Origin of the sequence: Chitinibacter sp. GC72 (assembly GCF_009760905.1) — a bacterium.
Classification (GTDB): domain Bacteria; phylum Pseudomonadota; class Gammaproteobacteria; order Burkholderiales; family Chitinibacteraceae; genus Chitinibacter.
Genome location: NZ_VIRW01000009.1, coordinates 62,894 through 89,720, shown reverse-complemented (window position 1 = coordinate 89,720; position 26,827 = coordinate 62,894). Strand labels below are relative to the sequence as shown.

Annotated in this window: 32 protein-coding genes; 16 read left to right on the top strand and 16 right to left on the bottom strand. The window is 54.7% G+C overall.

The genetic code is table 11. The features are described 5' to 3' along the window. Nucleotides 1-6: 6 nt before the first annotated feature. Entirely contained in the window at nucleotides 7-612 is a 606-nt protein-coding gene (locus tag FLS37_RS09765) for a peptidylprolyl isomerase (RefSeq protein WP_157669705.1), read from the bottom strand. A 106-nt stretch (nucleotides 613-718) separates the two neighbouring features. Between FLS37_RS09765 and coq7 the strand changes: the two genes are divergently transcribed. The 5 genes from coq7 (at nucleotide 719) to FLS37_RS09740 (ending at nucleotide 5,120) form a co-directional block, all read left to right on the top strand. Then, entirely contained in the window at nucleotides 719-1,354 is a 636-nt protein-coding gene (gene coq7 / locus FLS37_RS09760) for a 2-polyprenyl-3-methyl-6-methoxy-1,4-benzoquinone monooxygenase (RefSeq protein WP_157669704.1), read from the top strand. A gap of 238 nt (nucleotides 1,355-1,592) precedes the next feature. Further along, nucleotides 1,593-2,867 carry an OFA family MFS transporter gene (locus FLS37_RS09755; RefSeq protein WP_157669703.1) on the top strand — a complete coding sequence of 425 codons (1,275 nt, stop codon included), beginning with the start codon at nucleotides 1,593-1,595 and terminating at the stop codon, nucleotides 2,865-2,867. Between the two features lie 140 nt (nucleotides 2,868-3,007). Next, nucleotides 3,008-3,841 carry a formate/nitrite transporter family protein gene (locus tag FLS37_RS09750; RefSeq protein ID WP_157669702.1) on the top strand — a complete coding sequence of 278 codons (834 nt, stop codon included), beginning with the start codon at nucleotides 3,008-3,010 and terminating at the stop codon, nucleotides 3,839-3,841. Beyond that, nucleotides 3,838-4,452 (top strand): cytochrome b/b6 domain-containing protein, encoded by a 615-nt coding sequence (locus tag FLS37_RS09745; RefSeq protein ID WP_157669701.1) that lies wholly within the window; start codon nucleotides 3,838-3,840, stop codon nucleotides 4,450-4,452. Before FLS37_RS09750 ends, FLS37_RS09745 begins: the two co-directional genes overlap by 4 nt. A gap of 8 nt (nucleotides 4,453-4,460) precedes the next feature. Beyond that, nucleotides 4,461-5,120 (top strand): MCP four helix bundle domain-containing protein, encoded by a 660-nt coding sequence (locus FLS37_RS09740; RefSeq protein ID WP_157669700.1) that lies wholly within the window; start codon nucleotides 4,461-4,463, stop codon nucleotides 5,118-5,120. 23 nt (nucleotides 5,121-5,143) lie between these two features. On the opposite strand, the gene FLS37_RS09735 is transcribed toward FLS37_RS09740, so the two are convergent. Next, complete coding sequence (locus FLS37_RS09735; RefSeq protein ID WP_157669699.1) at nucleotides 5,144-5,563, bottom strand: OsmC family protein; 420 nt, start codon at nucleotides 5,561-5,563, stop codon at nucleotides 5,144-5,146. 367 nt (nucleotides 5,564-5,930) lie between these two features. Between FLS37_RS09735 and rplM the strand changes: the two genes are divergently transcribed. The 8 genes from rplM to FLS37_RS09695 all read left to right on the top strand — a co-directional run bounded on the left by rplM (nucleotide 5,931) and on the right by FLS37_RS09695 (nucleotide 10,964). Next, the gene (gene rplM, locus FLS37_RS09730) at nucleotides 5,931-6,359 is read left to right on the top strand and encodes a 50S ribosomal protein L13 (protein ID WP_157669698.1); all 429 of its coding nucleotides are present in this window, start codon (nucleotides 5,931-5,933) and stop codon (nucleotides 6,357-6,359) included. Nucleotides 6,360-6,381: 22 nt separating this feature from the next. Continuing rightward, nucleotides 6,382-6,774, top strand: a complete 393-nt coding sequence (gene rpsI / locus FLS37_RS09725) for a 30S ribosomal protein S9 (RefSeq protein ID WP_157669697.1) — start codon at nucleotides 6,382-6,384, stop codon at nucleotides 6,772-6,774. 165 nt (nucleotides 6,775-6,939) lie between these two features. Next, complete coding sequence (argC, locus tag FLS37_RS09720) at nucleotides 6,940-7,983, top strand: N-acetyl-gamma-glutamyl-phosphate reductase (protein WP_157669696.1); 1,044 nt, start codon at nucleotides 6,940-6,942, stop codon at nucleotides 7,981-7,983. 126 nt (nucleotides 7,984-8,109) lie between these two features. Beyond that, nucleotides 8,110-8,709: a DUF6776 family protein gene (locus FLS37_RS09715; RefSeq protein WP_157669695.1), complete on the top strand. Its 600-nt coding sequence runs from the start codon at nucleotides 8,110-8,112 to the stop codon at nucleotides 8,707-8,709. A 9-nt stretch (nucleotides 8,710-8,718) separates the two neighbouring features. Further along, on the top strand, nucleotides 8,719-9,132 hold the full coding sequence (locus FLS37_RS09710; protein WP_157669694.1) for a polymer-forming cytoskeletal protein: 414 nt from the start codon (nucleotides 8,719-8,721) through the stop codon (nucleotides 9,130-9,132). Nucleotides 9,133-9,228: 96 nt separating this feature from the next. Further along, entirely contained in the window at nucleotides 9,229-9,579 is a 351-nt protein-coding gene (erpA, locus tag FLS37_RS09705) for an iron-sulfur cluster insertion protein ErpA (protein WP_157669693.1), read from the top strand. 69 nt (nucleotides 9,580-9,648) lie between these two features. After that, a complete protein-coding gene (locus FLS37_RS09700; RefSeq protein ID WP_157669692.1) occupies nucleotides 9,649-10,326 on the top strand; it encodes a 4'-phosphopantetheinyl transferase superfamily protein in 678 nt (225 codons plus the stop codon). Nucleotides 10,327-10,397: 71 nt separating this feature from the next. Continuing rightward, a complete protein-coding gene (locus FLS37_RS09695; protein ID WP_157669691.1) occupies nucleotides 10,398-10,964 on the top strand; it encodes a hypothetical protein in 567 nt (188 codons plus the stop codon). A 60-nt stretch (nucleotides 10,965-11,024) separates the two neighbouring features. On the opposite strand, the gene gntU is transcribed toward FLS37_RS09695, so the two are convergent. From gntU to gpmI, 8 genes are all read right to left on the bottom strand, one after another. Continuing rightward, nucleotides 11,025-12,362: a gluconate transporter gene (gene gntU, locus FLS37_RS09690; RefSeq protein WP_157669690.1), complete on the bottom strand. Its 1,338-nt coding sequence runs from the start codon at nucleotides 12,360-12,362 to the stop codon at nucleotides 11,025-11,027. A gap of 4 nt (nucleotides 12,363-12,366) precedes the next feature. Next, nucleotides 12,367-12,888: a gluconokinase gene (gntK, locus tag FLS37_RS09685; RefSeq protein ID WP_157669689.1), complete on the bottom strand. Its 522-nt coding sequence runs from the start codon at nucleotides 12,886-12,888 to the stop codon at nucleotides 12,367-12,369. Between the two features lie 230 nt (nucleotides 12,889-13,118). Further along, nucleotides 13,119-14,120, bottom strand: a complete 1,002-nt coding sequence (locus tag FLS37_RS09680; protein ID WP_157669688.1) for a substrate-binding domain-containing protein — start codon at nucleotides 14,118-14,120, stop codon at nucleotides 13,119-13,121. Between the two features lie 4 nt (nucleotides 14,121-14,124). Further along, complete coding sequence (locus FLS37_RS09675) at nucleotides 14,125-14,913, bottom strand: molybdopterin-synthase adenylyltransferase MoeB (protein WP_157669687.1); 789 nt, start codon at nucleotides 14,911-14,913, stop codon at nucleotides 14,125-14,127. Between the two features lie 94 nt (nucleotides 14,914-15,007). Beyond that, complete coding sequence (locus tag FLS37_RS09670) at nucleotides 15,008-15,406, bottom strand: hypothetical protein (RefSeq protein ID WP_157669686.1); 399 nt, start codon at nucleotides 15,404-15,406, stop codon at nucleotides 15,008-15,010. Between the two features lie 223 nt (nucleotides 15,407-15,629). After that, the gene (locus FLS37_RS09665; RefSeq protein WP_157669685.1) at nucleotides 15,630-17,072 is read right to left on the bottom strand and encodes a S41 family peptidase; all 1,443 of its coding nucleotides are present in this window, start codon (nucleotides 17,070-17,072) and stop codon (nucleotides 15,630-15,632) included. A gap of 21 nt (nucleotides 17,073-17,093) precedes the next feature. After that, nucleotides 17,094-18,464, bottom strand: a complete 1,371-nt coding sequence (locus FLS37_RS09660) for a murein hydrolase activator EnvC (protein ID WP_157669684.1) — start codon at nucleotides 18,462-18,464, stop codon at nucleotides 17,094-17,096. 76 nt (nucleotides 18,465-18,540) lie between these two features. Next, nucleotides 18,541-20,073, bottom strand: a complete 1,533-nt coding sequence (gpmI, locus tag FLS37_RS09655; protein ID WP_157669683.1) for a 2,3-bisphosphoglycerate-independent phosphoglycerate mutase — start codon at nucleotides 20,071-20,073, stop codon at nucleotides 18,541-18,543. Between the two features lie 175 nt (nucleotides 20,074-20,248). Here gpmI and FLS37_RS09650 point away from each other — a divergent pair, with 175 nt between their 5' ends. Then, a complete protein-coding gene (locus tag FLS37_RS09650) occupies nucleotides 20,249-20,554 on the top strand; it encodes a helix-turn-helix transcriptional regulator (protein ID WP_157669682.1) in 306 nt (101 codons plus the stop codon). Between the two features lie 32 nt (nucleotides 20,555-20,586). Here FLS37_RS09650 and FLS37_RS09645 read toward each other — a convergent pair whose 3' ends face one another. From FLS37_RS09645 to cutA, 3 genes are read right to left on the bottom strand one after another with little or no spacing between them, the layout of a single operon-like run. Further along, entirely contained in the window at nucleotides 20,587-21,057 is a 471-nt protein-coding gene (locus tag FLS37_RS09645) for a TlpA disulfide reductase family protein (protein ID WP_157669681.1), read from the bottom strand. A 13-nt stretch (nucleotides 21,058-21,070) separates the two neighbouring features. Beyond that, on the bottom strand, nucleotides 21,071-22,636 hold the full coding sequence (gene dsbD, locus FLS37_RS09640) for a protein-disulfide reductase DsbD (RefSeq protein WP_157669680.1): 1,566 nt from the start codon (nucleotides 22,634-22,636) through the stop codon (nucleotides 21,071-21,073). Next, nucleotides 22,633-22,983, bottom strand: a complete 351-nt coding sequence (cutA, locus tag FLS37_RS09635) for a divalent-cation tolerance protein CutA (protein WP_157669679.1) — start codon at nucleotides 22,981-22,983, stop codon at nucleotides 22,633-22,635. Before cutA ends, dsbD begins: the two co-directional genes overlap by 4 nt. On the opposite strand from cutA, the gene FLS37_RS09630 reads away from it, so the two are divergent. Next, complete coding sequence (locus FLS37_RS09630; protein WP_157669678.1) at nucleotides 22,982-23,413, top strand: FxsA family protein; 432 nt, start codon at nucleotides 22,982-22,984, stop codon at nucleotides 23,411-23,413. The genes cutA and FLS37_RS09630 overlap by 2 nt on opposite strands. Before the next feature lie 131 nt (nucleotides 23,414-23,544). On the opposite strand, the gene FLS37_RS09625 is transcribed toward FLS37_RS09630, so the two are convergent. The 3 genes from FLS37_RS09625 to FLS37_RS09615 are packed head-to-tail and all read right to left on the bottom strand — an operon-like array spanning nucleotide 23,545 to nucleotide 25,679. Next, nucleotides 23,545-24,132, bottom strand: a complete 588-nt coding sequence (locus FLS37_RS09625; protein WP_232522559.1) for a YggT family protein — start codon at nucleotides 24,130-24,132, stop codon at nucleotides 23,545-23,547. A gap of 24 nt (nucleotides 24,133-24,156) precedes the next feature. Next, a complete protein-coding gene (proC, locus tag FLS37_RS09620; RefSeq protein WP_157669677.1) occupies nucleotides 24,157-24,975 on the bottom strand; it encodes a pyrroline-5-carboxylate reductase in 819 nt (272 codons plus the stop codon). 8 nt (nucleotides 24,976-24,983) lie between these two features. Continuing rightward, on the bottom strand, nucleotides 24,984-25,679 hold the full coding sequence (locus tag FLS37_RS09615) for a YggS family pyridoxal phosphate-dependent enzyme (protein ID WP_157669676.1): 696 nt from the start codon (nucleotides 25,677-25,679) through the stop codon (nucleotides 24,984-24,986). Between the two features lie 92 nt (nucleotides 25,680-25,771). On the opposite strand from FLS37_RS09615, the gene FLS37_RS09610 reads away from it, so the two are divergent. Continuing rightward, nucleotides 25,772-26,815 carry a type IV pilus twitching motility protein PilT gene (locus FLS37_RS09610; RefSeq protein ID WP_157669675.1) on the top strand — a complete coding sequence of 348 codons (1,044 nt, stop codon included), beginning with the start codon at nucleotides 25,772-25,774 and terminating at the stop codon, nucleotides 26,813-26,815. Nucleotides 26,816-26,827: the final 12 nt, after the last annotated feature.

The window sequence follows — 26,827 nt, the reverse complement described above, 5'->3', positions numbered from 1 at the left end:
TTTGAATTATTTACTGGCTTTGGGCGCCGCGACTTTGGACGCCGCTTTGCCCGGTTTGGCGGGCAGCTCGCGTGCGCTGATCAGCTTGACGGCTTCTGCGGGGACATCGCCCGGCAGCGTCGGTACTTTGGCGATCTGGTCGATCACTTCAATCCCGCTGACAATTTTGCCAAAAACGGTGTAGCCCCATTTGTCAAACGAAGGGTAGTTCAGCGAGTCGTTATTGACCAGATTGAAATAGAACTGGCTGGTGGCCGAGTGTGGTGCGCCGGTGCGCGCCATGGCAATGCTGCCCCGGTCATTTTTCAGGCCTTTCTCGAAAGCCATCTGGGCTTCGTTTTCAATCGCGGCTTTGGTCGGTTTTTGCTCCATTTGCGCGTTAAACCCACCGCCCTGGACGACAAAATTATTGATCACACGGTGAAAAACCGTGTCGTCATAATGCTTGGCTTTGACGTATTGCAGAAAGTTGGCCACCGTTTTGGGCGCGGCTTCCGGATAAAGCTCGACGACGATTTTGCCCTTGGAGGTCACCATTTCGATTTGCGGGTTGGCTGCGAATGCGGCCAGGCTAGAAAGTGCCAGTGCGGCGGCTGCGACAAAGCGTTTCATGGGGCGTCCTGCTGATTGGAATTCCGAAGCGGAATCAAAGATGAAAAATATCAACGAATCATACCACGGCAGCGGTGTAGAATTGTGCGTCTGATGGAGCTCACTCATGTTCAAACTACCCACTCTGGACCAATTAATTGGCGAATTCGACACGGTTTTGCGCACTTTGGCGGCCCCCGCGACGAGTGTTCGCCCTCATCCTGATCGCGAGCTGGCCGAGGTCGAGCTGAGCGAGGCAGAAAAAACCCACGCGGCAGGCCTGATGCGGGTGAATCATTGCGGCGAAGTGTGCGCGCAGGCGCTGTATCAGGGGCAGGCGCTCACCGCGCGCGAGCCTGCGGCGCGTGAGGCTTTGAAACAGGCGGCGGCTGAAGAAGTCGAGCATCTGGCCTGGACGCGGCAGCGGCTCGATGAGCTGGGCAGCCATCGCAGCCTGCTCAATCCGCTGTGGTACGCCGGTTCGTTTGCCATGGGGGTGACCGCAGGGCTGATTGGCGATAAATGGAATCTGGGCTTTCTGGCCGAGACCGAGCGCCAGGTTACGGCGCACCTAGAAAGCCATCTGGCGCAGTTGCCCGAGCAGGACGCCAAAAGCCGCGCGATTGTGACGCAAATGGCCATTGATGAAACCAGCCACGCCGAACAGGCCATCGCCTTGGGCGCAGCGCCACTGCCCATGCCGGTGGTGAAGCTGATGAGCGCCACCTCCAAAGTGATGACCAGTTTGTCCTACCGCATTTAAATCAGAGTCTTGATGGGGGTATTGCCATGGAGCTATTGCTGCTTAATCGCTGTATGGCAATACCCCAGTCGCCTTGATTCATCTTTATTCCATCCGGCTTGATCTCCGCCTCTGTGTAATAGTGCCTTGTTGATTACAGTCAAGATGTGCTCGTAAGCAAAATGGCAATCTAGTCCTGACGCAAAAATCTTTATCAAATCAATAAAGACCCGCGCAATTTCAGTGACTGGAGGTCGTGATGGCTAAGAATCGGTGGTTAATGGCAGCAGCAGGGGTCGGGATTCATATCTCGATTGGCTCCGTATATGCATGGAGCGTTTTTTCCAAACCTTTGATGGCGCAATTTGGCTGGAGTCTGAAAGAAGTCGGCTTCACCTTTGGTCTGGCGATTTTCATGCTGGGCATGTCGGCGGCGGTCATGGGGCATGTGGTCGAAAAACGTGGCCCGCGCTTTTCTGGCACGATTTCAGCCATCTGCTGGTCGCTGGGTTTGCTCGGTGCGGGTTTTGCTGTTTCGATCGGTAATCTCTGGATGCTGTATCTGTGTTACGGCGTTTTGGGTGGAGTAGGTCTGGGAACGGGTTATGTCACGCCGGTCTCTACGCTGATGAAATGGTTTCCTGATCGTCGTGGTCTGGCGACCGGGCTGGCGATTATGGGCTTTGGCTTTGCCTCCTTCTTTGGCGCGCCGCTGATGGCCGAGCTGATCCAGACCGTTGGGATTGCCAATACTTTCTACACGCTGGGTATTTTGTACGCGGTGGTGATGTTGTCCTCGGCCCGCTACCTGGAGCCGCCACCTGCAGGCTGGAAACCGGCTGGCTTTGAAGAAAGCCAGGCCTCCGGTAAAGCCAAAGTGGCGATGGATCTGATGCCGATGACGGCCAATGAGGCGGTGAAAACCAAACCATTCTATGGTTTGTGGATCATGATGTTTATTAATATCACTTGCGGGATTGCGGTGATTTCGGTGGCCTCGCCGATGACGCAGGAAGTCACTGGCATGAGCCCGCTGGCGGCGGGTGCCGTGGTCGGGATGATCGGGCTGTTTAATGGCGGCGGCCGACTGGTCTGGGCGACGATGTCAGATTATCTGGGTCGCCCGAATACCTACATCACGTTCTTTACCATTGAAGTGGTGGCATTTTATTTCCTGCCTTCAATGCGCGACGCGCTGGTGTTTCAGGCGGTGCTCTATCTGATCATGACGTGCTACGGCGGCGGCTTCTCAACCTTGCCCGCGTATATTGGTGATCTGTTCGGCACCAAGCAGGTGAGTGCGATCCACGGCTATGTGTTGACTGCCTGGGCGATGGCAGGGCTAGTGGGCTCGTCGTTCGCATCCTTCCTGCGTGAAGCATCAGGTAGCTACGCAGCCATGACGGTGGTGTTTGCAGCCATCTTCCTGTTTGCTTTTGCCGTATCAGTGGCGATGAAGCTGTTTGTTAATCGCGAGCTGGCGAAAAAGCAGGCGCAGCTGGGCAATGTGGCCCTGAGCGCAGCAGGCCGCTAGTACAGGGCGCAGAAGTTTGATTTGCCGCAAAAAGAGCCGATTGTTCGGCTCTTTTTGCTGGTTTTAGGTAATTGTGGTGATCTTTTGCGCTGGCTAAGCGCCTAGAATATGATCTCTGCATGTCTTGCTGGTAAGAATAAATGGCTGCTTCCAATATTTTAAGCCCCGACCATCTGGTCAATTACATCGACGACGCTGCGCTCAGCAAAGCCGCGCTGCGGCCTCCACGCTTGCTGGTGATGGCCTTTCTGGGCGGCATTTTTATTTCGCTGGGCGCTTTGCTGGCCGTAGTGGTGGCGGGGGGCGCAACCAAACTGCTGGCTGAAAACCCCGGGCTGGATAAATTGCTGTTTGGCGCCGTCTTTCCGATTGGCTTTATTGCGGTTGTGCTCACCGGGGCGGATCTCTTTACCTCCAATTGTGCAACGCAAATGGTGCCCTGGTATCGCCGTAAGGTGCGCCTGCAGGAAGTGGTGCGGGTGTGGGGTGTATCTTATCTGGGCAATCTGTGTGGCGCGCTGTTTGCTGCCTGGGCATTTGCCTATATGACCGGCCTGCTCAGCGCCCATCAGCCCTGGACGGCTTACATTATCAATCTGGCCGAACACAAGGTTCACCAGCCGTTTCAGGTGGTCTTTATGAAAGGCGTGCTGGCCAATATGCTGGTCTGTGTGGCGGCTTGGCAGGGTTATTCGGCCAAGGATACGCTGGGGCGCATGGTGGGGATCTGGGCACCGGTAATGACTTTTGTCGCGCTGGGGATGGAGCACAGTATTGCCAATCTGTTCTTTATTCCGGCGGCGATTCTGGCCGGAGCCGATCTGGCGGTGACCGATTTTGTGACGCTGAATCTGATTCCGGCCACGCTGGGCAATATTGTGGGCGGCGCTTTGCTGATCGGCTTGCCCTACGCATGGCTGTATTCCGAAACTGATGGCAAAATTAACAACCCGACGGATATCGACTTGCCATGACCCCGAATATTCAACCAGAGGCAGAGCAGTATCATCCGTTCTCGGTTCTGATGCACTGGCTGACGGTGCTGCTGGTGCTGGGAATCGTGCTGGCGCTGGGGCTGGCGCAATGGTTTGGCCGTGGCAGTAGCGCCCATGCGTTCTGGTTGCAGGCGCATTCGGTGCTGGGGCAAATGAGCTTCGGCGTGAGCCTGCTGCGTTTGCTGGTGCTAAGCCACTATGGTGCGCCCGCGCCGTGTGGCGAGGATGAAGCGCAGGTGCTGGTGGCCAAAGTGATGCATGCCTTGCTGTATGGCCTGATCGGCTTTCTGGCCTGCAGCGGCGTGTTGCTGAGTGTGGCCTATCTGGCCGGGCAAAGTGTGCTGGGCATGACCGTACCGATGACGCTCAACCCGCAAGCCATGGGCTTTGTGCGCCAACTGCATGTGCTGGTGGCGATGGGCTTTGTGTTTATTGCCCTGGCGCATGGCCTTTATGCCTGCGTCATGCATTATTTTGCCGGGCGCGTGGCTTTGCGGCGCCTTGCTGTGCGTGATTTAACCGTAGTGGATGCAATTACTGCGCCGCAGATTGATGCGCACTATATTCAGTTAGAGCAGGAGCGGGCCTAGTCGGCGTTATGGCTAAAACGGTCAATCAGCGTTTTCTGGCCATTGTATTTGGCGCGATTTCAGCGCTGATCCTGATCGGGCTGATTGGTGTGCTCAGCACGCAACGCATGGCCGACGATCTGGAGTTTACCGACGAAAGCATTATCCGCAGTCTGGCCATTCTTTCCGGGATCGAGCGTGATTTTCTGCTGATTCGCGTGAACGCTTTGTATCATCTCTCGTACGCCGAGACGGCAAAAAAAGCGCCACATGAGGCCACCATCCGGCGCAATATCACCGAAACCCAGAGCTTGCTCGATGAGTATCAGCGCACTCTGGTGGTTAATCAGCGTGACAAAGAGCTGATCGAGCAGGATATCCGGCTCTTCAAGGTATACCTGGCGGCGCTGGAAAAAGTGCTGCACCATTCCAATGCCAATCAGCGGGAAGCTGCAGTCGTGGTGGTCGAAAGCGAGTGGAAGCCTGCTGGCGAGAGTCTGACCACGGCGCTGGCGCAGCATGCCCACTTCAAAGAGCAATTTGTCGAGCAGGCGGTACAGCGCTCGATGCAGTCAGGGCGTCGCCAGACCTGGATGATTATCTTGCTAACGCTACTGGGGGTGGCAGGCGTGCTGGTGGCGGCGTATTTCTTTCGCAAGAGTCTGGCCGCCACAGCCCAGCCGCACTGATCGGACGATCAGTCGAGAAAGACTTAGTTGGCTTCGCGGACTTCAAAATCATGCGTAATCGGTACGACTTGACCCAGCATGATCGACGCCGAACAATATTTCTCAGCCGAGAGCTTGATGGCCCGCTCAACCACTTCAGGCTTGAGCGCTTTGCCCGTTACGATAAAGTGCAGATGGATCTTGGTAAATACCTTGGGGTCGGTCTCTGCGCGCTCTGCGTCAACTTCAACCACGCAGTCACGCACGTCGGCACGGCCTTTTTTCAGGATGTGGATCACATCGTAAGTCGAGCAGCCGGTCATGCCCATCAGCAGCATTTCCATTGGGCGCGGCCCCAGATTACGGCCACCGCCGCTTGGCGGGCCATCCATCAGTACGGCGTGACCCGATTCCGATGTCGCCAGAAAACTTACTTCCTCTACCCATTTGACACGAACTTTCACGTGTTTCTCCTTTTGGCCTTACGCGGCGGTTTGATCGGTGGTTTTCATATTTTAACGGTAAATCAGTTCCGATGCCTGTAGATCTGTGCCGACTCTTTTTGGTGCGCCCGTTTATCGCGTTGCACCAAATCCGCTTGCCTTACGTGGATATGTCATAGATAATCGGCGGTGACATCAGGCCTGCTTGGTGTCGTCTCCTCCATCCTCCATTTTTGGTGGATTTCGCGCAATCTGGGTCAAACTGGATTGCGTTTTTTTTGCCCCCGTCCCGTATCTGCACACCGATTGAATAAACTCTTTGACAGGGTGCTCACTTCTTCGTTAGAATTCTCGACTTTCTCAAAATCAAAAACGTGGACTAGCAGTCATGAAAACCTTTTCTGCCAAGCCGCACGAGGTGAAGCGCGAGTGGTTCGTTGTGGACGCCACAGACTTAGTGCTGGGCCGTCTCGCTGCCGAGATCGCCAAACGCCTGCGTGGCAAACATAAAGCTGAATACACCCCGCACGTCGATACTGGCGACTACATCGTTGTGGTAAACGCAGACAAGCTCCGCGTTACTGGCGATAAAGCTACATCGAAAAAATACTACCGTCACACGGGTCACCCAGGTGGTATCTACGAGCGTACCTTCACTGAAATGCAAAACAAATTCCCTGGCCGTGCTTTGGAGTTTGCTGTTAAAGGCATGCTTCCAAAAGGTCCATTGGGCTACGCAATGATCAAGAAGATGAAAGTTTACGCAGGCAGCGAACATCCGCACGCCGCGCAAGAACCTAAATCTCTTGCTATCTAAGCAGAACTAAAGGAATTGCATCATGGTAGGTAAATACAACTACGGTACCGGTCGTCGCAAGAGCTCAGTTGCTCGTGTGTTCATCACCAAAGGTACTGGCAATATCGTGGTAAACGGTAAAGATCTGGATCAGTACTTCGCTCGCGAAACTGGCCGCATGATCGTTCGTCAGCCACTGGAAATCACTAGCAACCTCGAAGCTTTCGATATCATGGTAAACGTAGTCGGCGGCGGCGAATCTGGCCAAGCTGGTGCGGTTCGTCACGGTATTACTCGTGCTTTGATCGAATTCGATGCAGCTCTGAAGCCAGCATTGAAATCAGCAGGTCTGGTTACTCGTGACGCTCGTGAAGTTGAGCGTAAGAAAGTCGGTCTGCGTGGCGCGCGTCGTCGCAAACAGTTCTCAAAACGTTAATTCGTTTTTCGGGTTCTGCAGAAAAGCCATCCTTCGGGGTGGCTTTTTTATTACTCGCCGTTTTTGCAATTCTTTCTCCTTTACGCCCCGGTTTTGCGTCTCACACCTAACACCTGACCCCTTTTTTGTTTTATGATCGTGCTGATATTTACTGAGGATAAAGGCATGATCAAAGTAGGGATTGTTGGCGGTACGGGATACACCGGTGTTGAATTATTGCGACTCTTGTCGCGTCACCCTGATGTAGAGCTGCGTGCTGTTACTTCGCGCAAAGAAGCCGGCATGAAAGTAGCCGAGATGTTCCCTAGCTTGCGCGGCCGTGTTGAGATTGCCTTTTCTAACCCTGAAGAAGCTCAGCTGACTGAGTGTGATGTCGTGTTCTTTGCCACGCCGCATGGCGTTGCGATGGCACAAGCGCGCGAATTGCTTGAAGCGGGCGTTAAAGTGATTGATCTGGCCGCAGATTTCCGTCTGAAAGACCCGGCAGAATTCGCTAAGTGGTACGCAATGGAGCATAGCTGCACCGATCTGCTGGCTGAGGCGGTGTATGGCTTGCCGGAAGTGAACCGTGACGCCATTAAATCGGCCCGTTTGATTGGCATGGCTGGCTGCTATCCGACTTCAGTCCAGCTTGGCCTGCTGCCGCTGATCGAAAATGGTGCAAAACTCATTGAAACGAGCGGGATTATCGCCGATTGCAAATCCGGCGTTTCTGGTGCGGGTCGCAAAGCCGAAGTGGGTACGCTGTTTGCTGAAAGCGCTGACAATTTCAAAGCCTATGGCGTCAAAGGTCATCGCCACTCACCCGAAATCATGCAAGGCTTGTCGGCAATTCACGGCGCACCGGTTGAGCTGACTTTTGTGCCGCACCTCACGCCAATGATTCGCGGTATTCACTCGACGATTTATGCGCGTTTAACCGAAGCTGGCAAAGCGGCTGATATTCAAAAACTGTTTGAAGAGCGCTTTGCAGGCGAGCCATTTGTCGATGTGATGCCTGCTGGCTCATGCCCGGAAACGCGTTCAGTGCGCGGCAGCAACACGGCACGGATCGCGGTGCATCGCCCAGGTAACGGTGATTTGCTGGTGATTCTGGTGGTGGAAGATAATCTGGTTAAAGGCGCCTCCGGTCAGTCGGTGCAGGTGATGAACCTGATGTTTGGTTTGCCAGAGCAGCACGGTCTGGACGTTGTCCCTTTGTTGCCATAATCGGGCATGCCGATCAAGCGTTTATATCGGGCTCACCGGGCGCGGCTTACCGCCGCGCCGCTGGCTCTGCGGCCGCAAGACAGCTGGCGGCGCATATTGCTTCGGTGGGTATTGCTCGCTAGCCTAATGCTGGCAATGCTTGCAGCCGGATACTGGCTGGGGCAACGTCAGTTGCTCACCCTGCAAGCGCAGGTGCAATCCGAGCATCAATCCTCGACGCAAAAAACGCAGGCGCAGATTGCTTCCTTGGCGGCGCAGTCGGCTTTGCTTGCGCAGCAAGTGACCATTCTAAGCTCCGAACGCGATGCCTTGGTGCGCCAGCAAAATCAGGCGCAGCAGGACCTGTCCGCTATGCGTGAAACGGTCTCGTTTTTTGAATCGCTGCTGCAAAGCAATGATCGCTCGCGCATCGCCAATTTTGTGGCCTGCGATTTGCAAGCCATCGAGCCGGGGAAATACCGCTACCGCTTGCTGTTGGTGCAGGGGACGAACCGTACTGACGAACTACTTGGCCGCCTGCAGGTTAATTTGCAATATCTGGATGCGGGCAAGAAAGGCCGGATCAGTCAGGGGCTTGATCCGCTGATTCCGGTGAAAGCCAAGCACTACGCCAAGCTGGAAGGCGAGCTGGCTCCGCCCGCTGGCGCGAGTAATTTGCTGATGGACGTACAGTTTTTTGGCGAAGAAGGGAATCAGGTTCAGGCCAGTTGCCAGAAAAAAATCTAAGGAGACAGTATGTTTAGCAAGAAAAAAGGCAGCACCAAAATTGATAGCCTGATCGGCCACGGTACCACTTTGACTGGTGATGTACAGTTTGCCGGTGGTTTGCGCGTTGATGGCATTATTGTTGGCAATGTCAGCATGGCTGACGAAAAAAATGGCACGCTGGTGATCAGTGAAAAAGCACGAATCGAAGGCAAGGTGCAGTGCAGCCACCTGATTCTGAATGGCGAAATCCGCGGCCCGATTGAAGTCAGTCATTATGTCGAGCTGCAGGCCAAATCGCGCATTGTGGGCGATCTGGCGTACAAGACTCTGGAAATGCACCCGGGCGCGGTGATTGAAGGGCATCTGGTCCATGTACACAATGGCAAGCGCGAAGAAGTATCGCCTGCCGACGTGCCGCGCACCGAGCCGAAAAAAGCGTAAATTTGTCTCTGCGGTGCAGGCTGCAGATTGACCTTGCTCGTGTTCGAGCGGATAATCCATAGTGTTTTAGTCAACTATTATTTCTTCGGAGCTGTAATGACCACCGAAACCGACATGCCCCTACCGTTTGTTTTCACCGATAACGCTGCTGCGAAGGTGAGCGAGCTGATCGCCGAGGAAGGCAACCCAGATCTGAAACTGCGCGTGTTTGTAACGGGCGGTGGCTGTTCAGGCTTCCAGTATGGCTTTACCTTTGACGAAATCGTTAACGAAGACGACACGCCAATCAGCAAAAACGGCGTCACCCTCCTGGTTGACCCGATGAGCTACCAATACCTCGTTGGCGCGGAAATTGATTATGTGGAAAGCCTGGAAGGCTCTCAGTTCACCATCAAAAACCCGAACGCACAATCAACTTGCGGTTGCGGATCGTCGTTCTCGGTATAAACCAGAGCAAGCTTGCCGATAGTCAAAAGCGACCGTACTGGTCGCTTTTTTTATGCAGAAAGGAAAACCATGGCGCAATTGGCTTTGATGTCGCTGGCTGAAGCGAGCGAGATTCCCCCGGTGGCTCACTGGCTGGATCAGGCGCAGCAAGAGCGACTGGTCAGAATCAGCCATCCGGCACGACAAAGGCAATTTTGCGCTGCGCGGCATCTGGCAATCAGTCTGCTTGAGGGGCAAGGTCTCGAACCTGCACTGCAGACGCAAGCCAGTGGCCGCCCGCAGGCCGTGAATTGGCCTGCACCCGATGGATTGTCATGGTCACATACAGCCTCGTGGGCTGGCGTGGTCTTGGGGGAAGGGCGGGTGGGGCTGGATATTGAATCCATCCAGCCCAGACGCAATGTGCTGGCGATTGCCGGGCAATATTTTTCCGCTCGTGAATGTGCCGCGCTGCACGCGAGGGCTGGCGAGGCGCAGCTGAGTCTCTTTTATCATATGTGGGTGGCCAAAGAGGCCCTGCTAAAAGCGCTGGGAACTGGTTTGGTCGGCGGTTTGAGCCGTTTTGAGCTGTTGCCCGATGAGGGGGGCTGGCAATTATTCAGCACAGATCCGGAATGCTGGCACTTGGCCATCTGGCATTTGCCAGGGCAGGCCTTGTGCGCTGTGGCCAGCGACACCGTCCAGAGCTGGGATGTGTCGCATGATTTTGCTCGGCTGCAGTTACAGATTGTGGCGCAGGCGGGCTGATCTGTTTAGCAAGCTCACCGGATGGCTTCTATAACGCTTGTATTGCAGCGTTATTTAACAAGGCCGACATCATGGTTGAGATACCCAAAGGCGGCTCTGCCGCACAAAATCCAGATCTAAGCTGGAGTCAGGTGCAAGAGACCATACTGATGCTGGGGATTGTGGTTGCCCAAATTCGCCACGCGATGGAGGACAGCAGCAGCTCGCTCAATCAGCTGGCGACTTCGTTCTCCACAACTTCCGAACAAATTCACGCTTTGAAAAGTGATTTGCTTGAATTTGTCCATCAATTGCCCGACGAATTAAATCTGGAAGAGCGCGTCACGCAAATTAGCGAGCAGAATATCAAATCGGTAGTTGCATTCCAGTTTTATGACCGGCTTTCGCAGCGGCTGGAGCATGTCTGCGGCACATTGAGCGCGCTAGCGGGACTGGTCTCCGATCGTCAGGCGATGTTTGTACCCGCCGAGTGGTTAAAACTGCAGGAAAGAATCCGTTCGCAATACACCATGGAGCAGGAAAAAATCCTGTTTGATGCCATTTTGCGCGGCGTTGCGATCAACGAAGCGATCGAGCTGGCTGGCAATGTGAGGCTGCTTGAATCGAGCGAGCTGGACGACGGTATTGAGTTTTTCTAAGTCCACTGGTGGATGTGGCCATCAGTGCCCGCAGGGCAGCACTGACGGCCAGCGTCTGGTCTAGAGCAGGCTAAATGCAATCATCCCCACCGCCGCACCCGTGCTACCCAGAATGGTTTCCATCACCGTCCAGGTTTTCAGTGTTTGTGCTTCGCTGGCACCGGTAAATTTGCCGAATAGCCAGAAGCCCGAATCATTCACATGGCTTAATACAATCGAGCCACCCGCGATACAGATCGACAGTGCCGCCAGTTGTGCTCCCGAGTAGCCTGCCAGCTCGATCACAGGTAAGACCAGTCCCACGGTTGTCAGGCAGGCGACGGTGGCCGAGCCCTGAATCACCCGCACCGCAGCCGCCAAGACAAAACACGCAAGAGCAATCGGCAGACCCGCGCCGATCAGCGCATTACCCAGTGCCGGGCCGACCCCGGAATCAACCAGTACTTGCTTGAATACACCACCAGCGCCAGTTACCAGCAGGATAATCCCGGCTGGTTGCAGCGCAGCGCTGCAGACTTCCATGACTTTTTCCCGGCTCATGCCACGGCGAAGTGCCAGGCCATAAATGGCTAGCATGCAGGCAGCCAGAATCGCCGTAAACGGATGGCCGATGAGCTGCAGCCACGGATAGAGCGTGCTGTCGCTATCAATAAAACGCGCCACGATGGTTTTGAGCCCCACCAGAATCAGCGGGAACAAGACCAGTGATATGCTAAAGCCAAACGATGGCATCTGGCCTTTGCCAAGGCTGGGCTCGCTCACATCGGCGGGCAAAGCCAGCGTGACATGCTTGCTGATCAAGTTGCCAAACAGCGGCCCTGCCAGCAGCATGCCGGGAATCGCGGCGGCCAGACCCAGTACAATCATCCAGCCAAAATCGGCCTTCATTTGTGAAGCGAGCAGCATCGCCGTAGGACCGGGGAGCAAAAAGGCGGCCGAGGCGGCAACGCCGGCAAAGAGCGGGATCGCCAGCTTGATCACATTGCCCCCAGTGCGGCGAGCCACGGCAAACACCACGCCGATCAGCAGAACAATCGCCACATCAAAAAACAGCGGCAGCGTGCAGATCAGACCGGCAATGCCCAGTGCATAGTTGGCACGGCTATGGCCAAATTTATCGAGCAATTTGACCGCAATCTGATCGAGTGCGCCGGTTTCATGCAGAATTTTGCCAAACATCGCGCCCAGCGCGACGACCACGGCCAGAAAGCCCAAGGTGCCACCCATGCCTTTTTGCATGGTATCGGCAATTTTATCCACTGGCATGCCGGAGAAAATCCCCGCACCAATCGACACCAACATCAGCGCAACAAAAGCATGCAAGCGCGCTTTCATCACCAAAAATAGCAGCAACAGCACCGAGCCCAGCGCCGTGAAAATCAGAGTAAAAGTATCCATGATCTTATTCCTGTGACTGAATGGCCAAACGGGCGGCGGCGGCGACATCGGCCAGCGGCGGCGCGATGTCGATGCGAACTACATCGGGTTCGCTCGCATCCGGGCGTTCCAGCGTGGCAAATTGTGATTGCAGCATGCCTGCCTTTTGAAAATGCCCTTGCCGGGCTTGCAAACGTGCGGCGATGAGATCGTATTCGCCGTCCAGAAACAGAAAGCTCAGATTGGGATTGCCTTGCCGTAGAAGATCGCGATAGGCCTTTTTAAGTGCCGAGCACACAATCAGTGACACCGGATTGGTGCGCTGCATGGCAAAGGCGGCGTCGTTCAGCGCCGCTAGCCACGGCGCGCGGTCATCGTCATTAAGCGGCTGGCCCGAGGCCATTTTTTCGATATTGGCGCGCGGGTGCAAGAAATCACCATCGAGCAATGCTGCGTTCAGCTCGTGCGCCAGACGCGTTGCCAGCGCTGATTTGCCACAGCCGGAGACGCCCATCAGGACATAAATTCTGGATTTAACGGGGTTCATATTCGACTCCAATCGAAAATGTTACTGGTAACATGTTATGCGTAACATTTTGCGCCATTCCAGTTTGTAGTGGCAATAGCTTTTGCTACATTTTTGATCCAGATCAGACTAGGGATTGTACTTAGGGTAAAGCAGTATTCTGGCTTTGTAGGGGTATATGGCTGTAACTAATGATTTTATTGTCTTACAAGGCAATACGCAGCTGGGTATGTAGTGTAGCCGAAAGAGGGCTAAATGCTGCCGCCGAGGAACAGCTCAAAACCGAGGTCTTGCACGGGCGCGGCGAATGTCTCGCCATTGATACGGGCAATCAAGCGCTGTGCCGCGCTGCGGCCGATGGCGTGCCGGGGCGTTATCACGCTGGCCAGCTGCGGTTGCAGTGCCAGGCCAATATCCAGATGGTTAAAGCCAGCAATGCTGATGTCCTCCGGCACGCGCAAGCCTTGCGCCTGTGCGGCGAGCAAGGCGCCGGCGGCAATGTCGTCATTGGTGCAGAAAACACCGTCCAGCTGCGGCACTGCAGCCTGCGCCCGGGCGAGTAATTCGCCACCCTGGCTAAATGTCGACGCGGCATTGGTGTGGATCACATGGCTGGCTAAACCTGCCGCACTCATGGCCTGCCGATAACCGTTTTCGCGCATGCGCGTGCGCTGATCCAGCCGGGCGGCCAGATACACAATCTGGCGCTTGCCACGCGAGAGCATGGCGTTGACCATGGCTGCCGCTGCAGCCTGATGATCCAGACCCACGGCCTGATCAATCGGGCTGGCGGGCAAGTCCATCATTTCCAGCACCGGAATGGCTGCCACACCCAGCATTTTCAGCGCGCGCTCGGTGTGATTCGATTCGGCCAGAATCAGCCCGTCGATATGAAACGACAATAATTGCGCAATTTGCTCGGCTTCACGCTCGGCGTCATAGCCGTAATGGCCGTAGAGCACGTGGTACCCCGCTGGCACGGTGACTTCTTCAATGCCTTGCGCAACGGCAGCAAAAACCTGATTGGACATCGACGGCAGCAAGACGCCAATTGCACGGCTGCGATCATTGGCCAGCATTTCGGGTACGCGGCTGGGGATGTAGCCCAATTTCGCCATCACTTCGGCAATCCGCGTTGCGGTGCCTGGCGCCACCAGCTCCGGGGCGCGCAAATAGCGGCTGATGGTCATTTTGGAGGTGCCGACCAGATCGGCCACGTCCTGCATCGAAGGACGGCGATGTTTATCGTTCATGCGCTCAAACCCGTGCGCCGCAGACCGGGCAGGCGGGGTCTTTTTTGTAGCGCATTTCGCGCCAGCGCGCCGTGCGGGCGTCGTACAGCTGTAGCCTGCCGTGCAGAATATCGCCGCAGCCGGTGATCACTTTCAGGGTTTCCGCAGCCTGTGCCGCGCCGATAATGCCCACCAGCGGGGCAAAGACGCCAAAGGTGGCGCAAGGGCTGTCATTGGCCTCGCCTTCGTCGCCAAACAGGCAGTGATAGCACGGCGCGTCGGCCACCCGCGGATCAAAGGTGGTGATCTGCCCGTCAAAACGCACCGCCGCGCCTGACACCAGCGGTTTTCTGGCCAGTACGCTGGCGCGATTGACGGCATGGCGCGTTTCAAAATTGTCGCAGCAATCGACCACCACATCGGCGGCCAGCACCAGATCGAGCAGGCGCTGATCGTTGGCCCGCTCGCCAAGCGCGTGGATGGTGATGTCGGGATTCAGTGCGCTGAGCGTTGCTTTGGCCGATTCGGCCTTGTTGCTGCCCACGCGTGCCTGAGTGTGGACAATCTGGCGCTGCAGATTGGTCAGATCCACCTCGTCGTCGTCGATAATAGTCAGCGTGCCGATGCCGGCGCTGGCCAGATACAGCGATAGCGGCGAGCCCAGCCCACCCGCGCCGATAATCAGCACATGCGCGGCGCTGATTTTCTCCTGCCCTTCGATGCCCAGCTCGTCGAGCAGAATATGGCGGCTGTAGCGCAGTAATTTGGCGTCATCTAGCTCGATGCGGGCGCTGCGGGTTGGGCAAACTGTCATGGTAGGGCCGCTACAGAAGTTGAAAAAGTTGAAGCCCTGATTATAACCATCAGGGCTTCGCTTGGCTTAAGCCATATCAAGGTGGTGCAGGGTCTTAAAGATAGCGGCGTAATTCTTCCGGTGTTTCGTCATGATCACCGTGCGGGTGCTTTTCCCAGACTTTGACGTAGACATCGCGGCTTTTGATATTGTGCTCAGGAATCGCGCGGTTGTCGTAATGGACTTCTTCGCAATAGTGCGCCAGCGCGCGTTTGATTTTTTGCAAGATGCTGTTGTCCAGATGAAAGCCAGCCTCTTGCAGGCGGGTCTCCAGCTCGATCAGGGTGTGCTCGTCGATGTGATATTGCACCGAGATGCGATTCTGGCTGGCGAAAACCTGGCTTTCAACACCGGGGATGCGATTGAGCAGGCGGGCGGCCTGGCTGGCCTGATCCAGAGGCTGTGCACTGAATACAATTTCGCGGTGCTTGATGTCGTCGTGATGCTGTTTCATGCTGCGCCCCCTCGATAAGTCTTATCGTTGTTTTAGATTAAACCTTTTTCGGGCTTTGTGCAGCAGGTTTTTGCATGTAATGGAGTTTGCTTGCAGAGATGCTTACTTAGGTATGGTCAGGGTATTGTCTTGTAGGCTAAGTAGTATTTGCTCTGCAATGAAATACCCCCTATAGGGCTGCGCCGTATAGGGGGTGGAGGGGAAGCTGCTGGGTGATGCCAGACTATTTGCTGGCAGGTTTGCTCAGTAGCAGATGTTGCACTTTGAGCACGTTCAAAGCCTGCTGCAGCTGGTAATCCGATTTGGATGCCAGCTCGCGCGGATTTTCTTCGCTCTCGGCAGTGCTCGCGGCTTTGGCTGCCGGTTTGGCGGTGGCTTTTGGCGCTTCGCTTGGTGTTGGGCTGGTTTTGCCTGCCTCTTTGTCGGTCGGGTTATCCAGATGGCGACCCAAATCGGCCTCGCGCAGGCGGAAACCGTTGTCTTCCTTGCCGTTAAGCGTTGCTTCTTCGGCCACGATATCCGGTGTAATGCCTTTGGCCTGGATCGAGCGGCCATTTGGCGTGAAGTAGCGGGCGGTGGTGAGTTTCAGCGCGCTCTTGGCATCAATCGGCAAGATGGTTTGCACCGAGCCTTTGCCAAAGGTTTGCGTGCCGACAACCAGCGCACGTTTATGGTCTTGCAGTGCGCCTGCAACAATCTCGGAAGCCGAAGCCGAGCCGCCGTTGACCAGTACCACCACTGGTACGGTTTTCACGTCTTTGGGCGTATTTTTAAAGTAATCCTTGCCGCTGTCGCGCTGATAATACTGCGGGCTGGCCGTCAGCTTGATTTTGGCATCGGCAGTCCGTCCTTCGGTGTAAACAACCAGTGCGTCTTTAGGCAGGAAGGCGGCAGATACGCCGACCGCACCATCCAGCAGGCCGCCCGGATCGTTACGCAGATCCAGCACCAGCCCTTTCAGGGGCGTTTTGTTTTCCTTGTACAGCGCTTCAATGGCCAATGCCAGGTTTTCCGTGGTTTTTTCCTGGAACTGGGTAATGCGGATATAGCCATAGCCCGGTTCGGCCAGTTTGGATTTCACGCTCTGGGTTTTGATAATCGCGCGTTTGAGCGTCATCACCAGTGGCTTTGGTTCGCCCTTGCGCAAGATGGTCAGTGTCACCGTCGTGCCTGCTTTGCCACGCATTTTTGATACGGCGTCATTGAGCGACAGGCCCTGTACTTGCAGATCGTCAATTTTGACAATGTAATCGCCAGTTTTGATGCCGGCACGATAAGCTGGTGTGTCTTCAATCGGCGAGACAATCCGCACTAGCCCATCTTCCATATTGACTTCCAGGCCCAGTCCGCCAAATTCGCCTTGGGTATTGACCTTGAGGTCTTTAAACGCTTCTTCGTCCAGATAGCTTGAGTGCGGATCAAGACCGCTAACCATGCCTTTGATGGCTTCGTTGATCAGCTTTTTGTCTTCAACGGGTTCGACATAGCTTTGCTTGATCAGGCCAAATACCGTTGAGAAAGCCCGCAATTCATCAATCGGCAGGGGATTGCTGCTGGCTTCTTTGTCTGCAGTGGCATTGAACGACAAGCTCAAAACGGCGCCGAGACCGGCTCCCGCAGCCAAAAGACTTACTTTTTGCCAGCGGCTATAGGGTTTGTTGGACATCCCGGGATTTTCCTATTTGTGTTATTTGGCCCACTGCAATGGGTCGAGTGGACGACTATTTTGGCGGATTTCAAAGTATACGCCAGATTCTGCCATGCCACCGCTGTTGCCGACGGTGGCAATCACATCGCCAGGTTTGACGGTATCGCCAACGCGTTTCAAGACACTTTCGTTGGCGCCATAAAGGCTCATATAGCCGCTGCCATGGTCAATAATCAGTAAATTGCCAAAGCCACGCAGCCAGTCGGCAAATACTATCCGTCCGCTGGCAATGGCATGCACAGACTGGCCGCTGCCTGCCTTGATCATCAACCCTTTCCAGCTGCCGCCTTCGCCACGTGGCGCACCAAACCGTCCAATCACCACGCCTTTCACCGGCAAACTCAGCTTGCCTTTGAGTGAGGCAAATTTGGCTCCAGCTTGTGTCGGATCGGGTAGCGCATCATTAACGCTGGCCACTTCTTCTTTAGGGGCTGGCTCTGGCGTTGGCGCCGGTTTGCCAGCCGCTTTGGCTTTTTGCTCGGCCTTCGCCTGCCGTGCGGCGCGTTCAGCCTTGGCTTTGGCCAACTGTTCGGCACGTTTTCTGACTTGCTGCCGCTGTATTTCCAGTTGGCGCGCACGCGCAGCTTCTTGTTGACGGATCAAGGCATTGAGGCGCTCGGTGAGCTGGGTCAGACGTTTTTCATCGGCGGCGAGTTTTTGAATCTGGTTACGCTGCGTGGCGATTTCTTTGGATAGCTGGCTCACGACCGCTTTTTTTTCCAATTGCTCACTCAGCAACTGCTGGCGCTGGCGCTGTTTGTTGTTGGCGATTTCCTGCAGCTCGGCATTTTTTTGCTGGATTTGCTCGGCCAGCACATTGAGCTCATTGAGCTGGCTTTCCAGCTGTTGCGCCAGCTGTTGTTGCGAGCGCGCAAGATGTTTGTAATAAGTCAGGTCGCGGCTAAGCTGATTAGGGTCTTTCTGATTGAGTAGTAGTCGCCAGGCTTCAAGCTGGCCCAGCTTGTAGCGGCTTTTCAGTAAATTACCCAGACGCTGCTGGCTGGCACGGATATTGACCCGGGTACGGGCAATATCCGCCTCCAGTCTGGCCAGCTCATTGCTGGTCAAGGCGCGTTCGTGTGCCAGCTCGTTCAGGACGCGGTTGGCTTCGGAGATGGATTGTTCGGATTGTTTTAGCGCATCGGCGGCTTCATTGCGCGAGGATTCGTTCTGGCTGAGATCTTTTTGTAGTTGCTGAATCTGACTGCGCAGATCTTTGAGCTCTTCCTGTTTGGCGGCTCGCTCAGAAACGGTCGCCTGGGTCACTTTACTGGCCGCAGGGGCCGCAAAGCTGGTCGTGCTGGCGATCAGGCAGGTGAATTGCAGCGAAGCAAGTAGACGTACACGCACAACTTTGACTCGGGATACCGACAGAGTGCATCACTTTACTTGATTCGCTGCATTCACTAAACCCAAATTATGTCATTTACAGAAAATTGATCAGCGATTGGCCGGTCATTTCTGTCGGTTGCTCCAGACCCATCATGGCCAGTAATGACGGCGCGATGTCCTTGAGTGCACCACCTGGTGACAGGCGGGCAGGGCGGCCAACGTAGCAGAATGGCACCAGATCGGTGGTGTGCTGTGTGTGTGGCTGGCCTGAGTTCTTGTCGAACATCATTTCGCAATTGCCATGATCGGCGGTGATCAGCACCTCGCCACCAATCGCCAGTTGTGCCGCAACGACACGGCCAACACATTCGTCCAGTGCTTCAACGGCTTTGACTGCCGCATCAAAAATACCGCTATGACCCACCATATCACCATTGGCATAGTTACAAATGATGGCCGCGTACTGCTTGCTATTGATTGCAGCGATCATTTTGTCAGTGACTTCAGCGGCTGACATTTCCGGTTTCAGATCATAGGTCGCGACCTTAGGCGATGGCACCAGAATACGGTCTTCGCCGGCGAATTCTTTCTCTTCGCCGCCCGACAGGAAGTACGTGACATGCGGGTATTTTTCGGTTTCGGCGATCCGTAGCTGTTTCAAGCCCAGGCTGGCGATGTATTCACCAAACCCGTTTTTCACTTTTTCTTTGGTGTAGGCTACCGGATGGCTGTACGCCGAGCCGTAGTCTGTCGCAGTGCAGAAATAGGCAAATTTGGGCTGGCGTTGCGGATGCTCAAAACCGCTAAAGTCCGCTGCGGTCAATGCTGTAGTCAGCTGACGGGCGCGGTCGGCACGGAAATTCATAAAGATGACCGCATCGCCGTCTTCCATGCGCGTTGGTGTGCCGATGACGGTGGCAGAAACAAACTCATCGTTCTCGTCGCGCTTATAAGCGTTTTCCAGTCCGTCAATTGCGCTCTCTGCGCTATAAAGGCCGACACCATCAACGATCAGTTTGTATGCTGGTTCTACACGTTCCCAACGGGTATCTCTATCCATCGCCCAGTAGCGGCCGACAATACCGACGATACGGGCGTTATTTGCATCACAGACAGTTTGCAGGCGCTGCAGGTAAAGTTCGGCGCTGCGCGGCGGGGTATCACGGCCATCGAGGAAGGCGTGAATACGGATGTCTTTAACTCCCGCCTGGCTTGCTGCTTCGATCAGGCCAAACACGTGATTTTCATGGCAATGAACGCCGCCGTCGGACATCAGTCCCATAATGTGCAGCGCTTTGCCACTGGCTTTGACGTTATCAATTGCTTGTTTGAAAACCGGATTGTTGCCTATCGTTTTGTCGGCAACGTCACAGTCGATACGGCTGATGTCCTGCTGCACAATACGCCCCGCACCAATATTAAGGTGGCCCACTTCAGAATTGCCAAACTGGCCTGCAGGCAAGCCGACGAACTGCTCGGACGCGTTAATCGTTGTAAATGGATATTGCGAGAACAGACGATCAAAATGATGCTTGCGTGCATGCAAGATGGCGTTGTCATCGCCGCCAGTGCGGTAACCAAAGCCGTCAAGAATAAGAAGTAATACGGGAGTGATTTGTTGTGGCATGACAAAGTCCTATGGTGATTCGCGCCGAACTTGCTAAAATAGTTGCGGTCCTAGGTTGCGAATAGTTTTCAAACACGGTTAGTATTCTAACTCAAGCTGATGTTGGATCGTCGTAATTTGGCACAAAGCTGATTCGGCTCAAGTCTGCTAGGCATAATAAATAAAAGAATTGAAAATGATTGAATCAATTGAAGAGATGGATGATGAGCACATCGACCAGGCATCACGGGCGATGAAGGCGATGTCGCACCCGCTGCGCCTGAAGATTCTGTGCGTGCTGGCCGATCAGGAAGTAAGTGTGCAGGATATTGTTGAGCGGGTTGGCACGACCCAGTCGAATATTTCGCAGCACTTGGCGCTGATGCGGGAAAAAGGCGTTTTGCGTACGCGCAAAGACGCTAACCGGGTTTATTACCGTGTGGGTGATATTCGCACGCTGGTGGTGATTGCCATGCTGCGGGATGTGTTCTGCGGCTTCTAGGATTTGCGAGTACCCCACACCCACATACGCCCTTAGCGGGCGTATTTTTTTATCTGTGCTTCCAGTTGTTCATGGCTGATTTTGCCTAGCTGCTGGGCAACCTGCTTGCCTTTGGCGTCAAAAAACACGGTAAAAGGCAGGCCGCCTTGTTGATTGCCCTGTTGCCGCATCATATTCATCGCACTATTGCCGCCGATCAGAATGGGGTAGTTGACGCCCAGCTCTTTGGCAAAACGCGCGGTGGGTACTGGTTCATCAATCGCAATACCGATAAATTGCACCGTTTTGCCATATTTTTTCTGCAGCGCGATCATTTCGGGCATTTCCTGCCGACACGGCCCGCACCAAGTTGCCCAATAATTCACGATCAGCATCTTTCCCTGCCATTGAGCAAATGCCTGCGCTTTGCCCTGTGGGTCGGGCAAGCTCATGCGCCAGAATGGATCGGCGGCCTGGCTTAATGGTGAACAAAGCAGCGCCAGTAACAATAGCCATTTTTTCATATTTGATGAAATCCTAACAAAGCTGGGTGGTGCACGAGATGGATTGATTGTTGCTTAAGGTGGCCAGAAATTGTGGCGCATCCTGAAAACCAATCACCTTGTTTTTGATTTCAAAGCCCTGCGGGCTGTAAAAAATCAGCGCAGGTGGCCCGTACAATTGATAGCGTGACAGTAGTGCGGCATCGGCCGCGGTATTCTGGGTAACATCAACCCGTATGAGTTTGTGATCTTTCAGCGCGGCTTGGACTGCCGGTTGGCTCAGCGTTTTGCGCTCGAATTCAATACAGCTCACGCACCAGTCGGCATAAAAATCGATCATGACGGCCTGGCCTTTGGCTGCGAGCAAAGCCTGATCAAGCTCGGCATTGCTACGGACGGTTTGAAATGCCAATTGATGAGGCGCTTCGATACCCAGGTGGGGTTCCCATAGTGGACGCGAGATCCAGAGCGCCATAGCGAGTAATACTATGCCAAAGATGATTTTAACGCCTTGCATCACCTTGCCGGACACTTTGGGCAGAATGGTCGAGCCGAATGCGCCAATGGCCAGTAGTGGCAGCCCCAAACCCAAAGCCATGCTATAGAGCGCTGCACCGCCAAGCCATACATCGCCGGTTTGGCCGATGTAGGCTAATGCTGCCGCCAGCGGTGGCGCAATGCAGGGCCCAATAATCAGGGCTGACAGCAAGCCCATCAGCAGCACGGAAGTCCATTTGCCGCCCGGCAGCTTCATGCTGGCACTATTTAAACGGCTCTGCCAGCTGCTGGGCAGCTGAACGCTGAAAACACCAAACATGGCCAGCGCCATGGCGAGGAAAAACAGCGCAAAAGCCGCAATGACCCACGGTTGCTGTAGCGCGACGACCAGCAAGGTACCGGTGGCTGCAGCCGCAACGCCGATGGCGGTATACGAAATAGCCATCCCTTGCACATAGACGAAACTCAGGCTTAAGGCGTGCCAGCGTTTAACGGGCTGATGCCCGATGACAATGCCAGAGACAATCGGGATCAGCGGATACATGCAGGCCGTTAGCGCCAGACCGATGCCAGCGAGAAAGAAAATCCCCAGTGTGCCAAAAAAACTACCCCCGAAAAAAGCTGACTCGGGGGTATTGTTATTGGCGTTACCGTCGGAGCTGGCGCCAAACAGCGCTTTGAGCGCCGGGGTTTTGCTCTCCCCCAGTTTGAGTATCTGGGTTTGTGGCGGATAGCAGATACCGGCTTCCGCACAACCCTGAAATTTGATGGTAAATGCCTGCTGCTTTGGTATTGCCTGTGGGCTGGTGAGCTTGACGATCAACTGCTCATGAAAAACGGCAACCTTGCCAAAGCTCGGGTCATCCTTGATTTCGCCTTTGGGCAGCTGGGTTTTGAGTGCAAGGGGAGTAGCGCTAACCTGAATGCGATCCCGATACAGATAATAGCCCGGCGCAATGGCGAAACGCAGCTCGACCGTATTGGCATCCAGCTGGACGATGCTGGGTTTAAAGGCTTTTTCTGGCGGTAAAAATTCCGGATTGCCCCAGGCAAGCATTGAAAAAAGTGCCATCAGCAGGCAAGTAATAAAACGCGACATCATTGAGTGGAGCCTTGTTCAACACCGTTGCTTTCCTGGGCCAGCCAGGCCAGATAATCCGGCGCTCCCGCAACGATAGGCAGCGCGATAATTTCGGGTACATCGTAAGGGTGATGCTCGAGCAGCCATTTTTCCAGCTGCGGATACATCGCTAGGGTGGTTTTGATCATCAATGGAACTTCCTGTGCTGATTCGATTCCACCCTCCCAGTGATAAACAGACTGTACCGCGCACATTTGGTTCACACAAGCGGCCAGCCGTGCGGTAATAATGCCCTGTGCCAGCGTTTGTGCGCTGGTCTGGTCGGGGCAATTGCACCATACTACGAGCGATTGAGAAGGAGTATTCATGCCGTATTTAGTTTTTGCCAGCGTGCTGGCTTATCCGTTTCTTGAAATCATGTCGCTGATCTGGCTGGCAGACATGGTGGGGGTTGTGCCGGCCTTTCTCGCCGTTCTGCTTAGCTTTGCCCTAGGCGTCCTGATGTTGCGCCACCAGCGTTTGGGCATCGGCTTGACATTGATGAACGACATTCGCAGTGGCCGTTTGGGCCTGCATAGCCTGTTTAGCGTCGCGCGTTATTATATTGCCGCTGTGCTGTTGATTATCCCCGGGCTGATTGGCGACGTCATCGCGCTGATTTTACTTCTGCCCTGGGGGAAATCAGCGCCAGCGGCCGGATCGGCCAGCCCTGCGCAGGACGAGGTTATCGACGGCGAATATCGCCGGGTTGATCCACATAGCCAGAATGATTATACCCAGCGACGTATTGATCGCTAGTCCATATCTGGCAATGAGTTCAGGGTCATGCCCCTGCTTGGCTTGTTGGTTGTTTGGGTAGCCAGAGCTACCCAGTCCACCCGAGCAATGTAGCCGCCTTACTATCCCTACTCTCCAAGAGCTAGGGGATCCTAGCCGATGAGTTTGACGCCTTGCAGAATATAAGGCTCAAGCTGGGCAATCACTACGCTGAGCACCAGCTGGATAAACAACAGCAGCAACAAGGGCGAAATATCAATCCCGCCAATCGGCGGAATGATCTTCTGGATCGGGCGCAGAAACGGAGCGGTCAGGCCTGTGAGCATCGGCATAAGCGGATTATATGGCGCCAGCCAGCTCATCAATACCTGGGCAATCACTGCAGCAAACAACAGATAGAACGACATTTTGACCAGCTCCAGCGTCGCCGACAAAACCAGAGCCAGCACCGACGAGCCGGAATAAAAATCAAATGGCCAAGGCGTGATGGCCAGCAAGACCGAATGCATCACCAGCGCGGTAATCCAGGCCAGTGCCAGACTGGTACTATCGTAGCCTTTGATCGACGGAATCAGCTTGCGTACTGGCAGTACCAGCCAGTTGGTCAAGGCCAGCACAAACTGGCCCAGCGGGTGACGAAACGAGACTTTAGCTGCTTGCAGGTAAAACCGTGCCAGCAGCAGCAAAATCAGGAACTCAAGCAGATTGCGGATCAGAAAATCCAGAACGCTGGTCAGCATGCTCCACCTCTTGGGGTTGACGGCTTAGGGTTCGATATCACGGCCAAGTTCTTCACCCAGCTCGCGCGAGCGGGCGGCGGCGGCGGCGGCGGCGGAAATGATCGTGGTACGTACTTCGCTGTATTCCAGCGCCTTGATGGCGCGTTCGGTCGTGCCGCCTTTGGAGGTCACTTTCTGTTGCAATGTACCCGCGTCATCGTCCGAGCTGAGTGCGAGTTTGACCGCGCCAGCAAAGGTTTGATACGCCAGTTTGTGCGCCACATCGGGCGCAAAGCCCTGGGCACGCGCTGCAGCTTGTAGCGCTTCCATAAAATAAAACACGTAAGCGGGGCCGCTGCCGGAAATGGCCGTAATGCCGTCAATCTGGTGCTCATCGTCAACCCAGACCTGCTCGCCAATCGACGATAAAATCCGGTTGGTCAGCTTGCGATCTGCGTCATTGACCGCTTCGCTGGCGTAGACGCCGGAAATCCCGGCTTGCACCAGGGCAGGGGTATTGGGCATTACACGAATAATACGTTGGTGTCCATCGAGAAACCTGGAGAGGGTATCGACACGAATCCCGGCCGCAATCGAAATCACCAGCGCATTGCCGATCTGGGGCAACACCTCGGCAGTCACGGCCTTGAACTGCTGGGGCTTGACTGCAAACAGAATGGCTGTGCTGGCCGGAATGGCCTCACCGGGGGCTGATGTTGAAATACCGTATTGTGCGGTCAGTTCGACCCGCTGGGCTTCGTTCGGCTCTACAACATGAATCTCACTGCCGCGAAATCCTTGTGCCAGCATGCCGCCAATCATGGCGGTGGCCATATTGCCGCCACCAATAAAGGTAATGATCATTGCAATTCCTACTGAGGGTAATGGCGGGCGCCAAAAATGGCATTGCCCACACGTACTAAAGTTGAGCCATTCGCGATAGCTAGCTCCAAATCGGCCGACATGCCCATCGATAAAGTGTCAAGTTCAAAGCCGTTCTCTTGCAGCTTAAGCTGACATTGTTTCAGGATTTGAAACTGTTTGGCGAGCTTTACCGCATCATCCGTTGCCTCGGGGATGCACATCAGTCCGCGCAACTGCACCCGCGGCATCCCGGCAATCGCCTCGGCTAGCGTGATTAATTCGACGGGGCTGATGCCCGACTTGCTGGCCTCGCCGGAAACATTGACCTGCAAACACAGATTAAGTGCCGGTAAATGCGCCGGACGCTGGGCGGATAGGCGCTCGGCAATTTTGAGGCGGTCGATGGTGTGCACCCAGTGCGCGCATTCGGCAACGACGCGGGTTTTATTGCTTTGCAGCGGCCCGATAAAGTGCCAGACCAGATCGGCGCAATCGCCCAGCTCAGCCTGCTTGCCGGCCAGCTCCTGCGCATAGTTCTCGCCAAAATGGCGCTGACCCAGCTGGTATAATTGTCTTACATCTTGAGCCGGAAAGGTTTTGCTCACTGCCAGTAAGGTGATTTCTGTCGTATTTCTCGCGCAGGCTGTGCATGCAGCAGCTATCCTGCCTTGTACGCCTTGCCATGCTTCAAATAACGTTGCCATAATGAACAAAACTTTGTCAGGATGTTTGCGAGTATTGCCACCGACGGCAGCAAAGTGCAAGCCTGATTCGTGAATAAGAGGAAGAATTATAAATGGAAATCTCGGAACTCTTAGCGTTTTCGGTCAAGAATAAGGCCTCGGACTTGCACCTGTCGGCAGGGTTGCCACCGATGATCCGGGTTCATGGCGATGTGCGCCGCATCAATCTGCCTGCTATGGATCATAAAGACGTACACGATATGGTGTACGACATCATGAACGATGGCCAGCGCAAGATTTATGAAGACACGCTGGAATGCGATTTTTCGTTTGAAATTCCCAATCTGGCGCGTTTTCGGGTCAATGCCTTTGTACAAAACCGCGGTGCTGGCGCGGTATTTCGGACCATTCCGTCCAAGGTGCTGACACTGGAAGAGCTTAATGCTCCCAAAGTTTTCCAGGATATAGCGATGAATCCGCGCGGGCTGGTGCTGGTGACCGGGCCGACTGGCTCGGGTAAATCAACCACGCTGGCGGCGATGATCAACTTCATCAACGATAATGAATACGGCCATATTCTGACGGTGGAAGACCCGATCGAGTTTGTCCACCAATCCAAGAAATGCCTGGTCAACCAGCGTGAGGTCGGCCCGCATACGCTGTCATTTGCCAACGCCTTGCGCTCGGCCTTGCGTGAAGACCCGGATATTGTGCTGGTCGGCGAGATGCGCGATCTGGAAACAATTCGTCTGGCTTTAACAGCGGCAGAAACCGGGCATTTGGTATTTGGTACTTTGCATACCAGCTCGGCGGCGAAAACCATTGACCGTATCGTCGACGTGTTTCCTGCCGCTGAAAAAGAAATGGTTCGCTCGATGTTGTCCGAATCATTGCGGGCCGTTATTTCGCAAACGCTGCTCAAAACCAAGGACGGTACTGGCCGCGTGGCCGCGCATGAAATCATGATCGGCATTCCGGCGATCCGTAACCTGATCCGCGAAAATAAAGTGGCGCAAATGTATTCGTCGATTCAAACCGGTTCGGCGCATGGCATGCAAACCCTGGATCAATGTCTGCAAAATCTGGTACAGCGCAATATTGTGTCGGTTGCAGAGGCACGCAATAAAGCGGCCATTCCGGATAACTTCAAAGGTTAATCGCTGGGGCAG

Coding starts and splice junctions, on each gene's coding strand:
- FLS37_RS09765 (WP_157669705.1), bottom strand. CDS start 612: ATGAAACGCTTTGTCGCAGCCGCCGCACTGGCACTTTCTAGCCTGGCC.
- coq7 (WP_157669704.1), top strand. CDS start 719: ATGTTCAAACTACCCACTCTGGACCAATTAATTGGCGAATTCGACACG.
- FLS37_RS09755 (WP_157669703.1), top strand. CDS start 1,593: ATGGCTAAGAATCGGTGGTTAATGGCAGCAGCAGGGGTCGGGATTCAT.
- FLS37_RS09750 (WP_157669702.1), top strand. CDS start 3,008: ATGGCTGCTTCCAATATTTTAAGCCCCGACCATCTGGTCAATTACATC.
- FLS37_RS09745 (WP_157669701.1), top strand. CDS start 3,838: ATGACCCCGAATATTCAACCAGAGGCAGAGCAGTATCATCCGTTCTCG.
- FLS37_RS09740 (WP_157669700.1), top strand. CDS start 4,461: ATGGCTAAAACGGTCAATCAGCGTTTTCTGGCCATTGTATTTGGCGCG.
- rplM (WP_157669698.1), top strand. CDS start 5,931: ATGAAAACCTTTTCTGCCAAGCCGCACGAGGTGAAGCGCGAGTGGTTC.
- rpsI (WP_157669697.1), top strand. CDS start 6,382: ATGGTAGGTAAATACAACTACGGTACCGGTCGTCGCAAGAGCTCAGTT.
- argC (WP_157669696.1), top strand. CDS start 6,940: ATGATCAAAGTAGGGATTGTTGGCGGTACGGGATACACCGGTGTTGAA.
- FLS37_RS09715 (WP_157669695.1), top strand. CDS start 8,110: ATGCTGGCAATGCTTGCAGCCGGATACTGGCTGGGGCAACGTCAGTTG.
- FLS37_RS09710 (WP_157669694.1), top strand. CDS start 8,719: ATGTTTAGCAAGAAAAAAGGCAGCACCAAAATTGATAGCCTGATCGGC.
- erpA (WP_157669693.1), top strand. CDS start 9,229: ATGACCACCGAAACCGACATGCCCCTACCGTTTGTTTTCACCGATAAC.
- FLS37_RS09700 (WP_157669692.1), top strand. CDS start 9,649: ATGGCGCAATTGGCTTTGATGTCGCTGGCTGAAGCGAGCGAGATTCCC.
- FLS37_RS09695 (WP_157669691.1), top strand. CDS start 10,398: ATGGTTGAGATACCCAAAGGCGGCTCTGCCGCACAAAATCCAGATCTA.
- gntU (WP_157669690.1), bottom strand. CDS start 12,362: ATGGATACTTTTACTCTGATTTTCACGGCGCTGGGCTCGGTGCTGTTG.
- gntK (WP_157669689.1), bottom strand. CDS start 12,888: ATGAACCCCGTTAAATCCAGAATTTATGTCCTGATGGGCGTCTCCGGC.
- FLS37_RS09680 (WP_157669688.1), bottom strand. CDS start 14,120: ATGAACGATAAACATCGCCGTCCTTCGATGCAGGACGTGGCCGATCTG.
- FLS37_RS09675 (WP_157669687.1), bottom strand. CDS start 14,913: ATGACAGTTTGCCCAACCCGCAGCGCCCGCATCGAGCTAGATGACGCC.
- FLS37_RS09670 (WP_157669686.1), bottom strand. CDS start 15,406: ATGAAACAGCATCACGACGACATCAAGCACCGCGAAATTGTATTCAGT.
- FLS37_RS09665 (WP_157669685.1), bottom strand. CDS start 17,072: ATGTCCAACAAACCCTATAGCCGCTGGCAAAAAGTAAGTCTTTTGGCT.
- gpmI (WP_157669683.1), bottom strand. CDS start 20,073: ATGCCACAACAAATCACTCCCGTATTACTTCTTATTCTTGACGGCTTT.
- FLS37_RS09650 (WP_157669682.1), top strand. CDS start 20,249: ATGATTGAATCAATTGAAGAGATGGATGATGAGCACATCGACCAGGCA.
- FLS37_RS09645 (WP_157669681.1), bottom strand. CDS start 21,057: ATGAAAAAATGGCTATTGTTACTGGCGCTGCTTTGTTCACCATTAAGC.
- dsbD (WP_157669680.1), bottom strand. CDS start 22,636: ATGATGTCGCGTTTTATTACTTGCCTGCTGATGGCACTTTTTTCAATG.
- FLS37_RS09630 (WP_157669678.1), top strand. CDS start 22,982: ATGCCGTATTTAGTTTTTGCCAGCGTGCTGGCTTATCCGTTTCTTGAA.
- cutA (WP_157669679.1), bottom strand. CDS start 22,983: ATGAATACTCCTTCTCAATCGCTCGTAGTATGGTGCAATTGCCCCGAC.
- FLS37_RS09625 (WP_232522559.1), bottom strand. CDS start 24,132: ATGCTGACCAGCGTTCTGGATTTTCTGATCCGCAATCTGCTTGAGTTC.
- proC (WP_157669677.1), bottom strand. CDS start 24,975: ATGATCATTACCTTTATTGGTGGCGGCAATATGGCCACCGCCATGATT.
- FLS37_RS09615 (WP_157669676.1), bottom strand. CDS start 25,679: ATGGCAACGTTATTTGAAGCATGGCAAGGCGTACAAGGCAGGATAGCT.
- FLS37_RS09610 (WP_157669675.1), top strand. CDS start 25,772: ATGGAAATCTCGGAACTCTTAGCGTTTTCGGTCAAGAATAAGGCCTCG.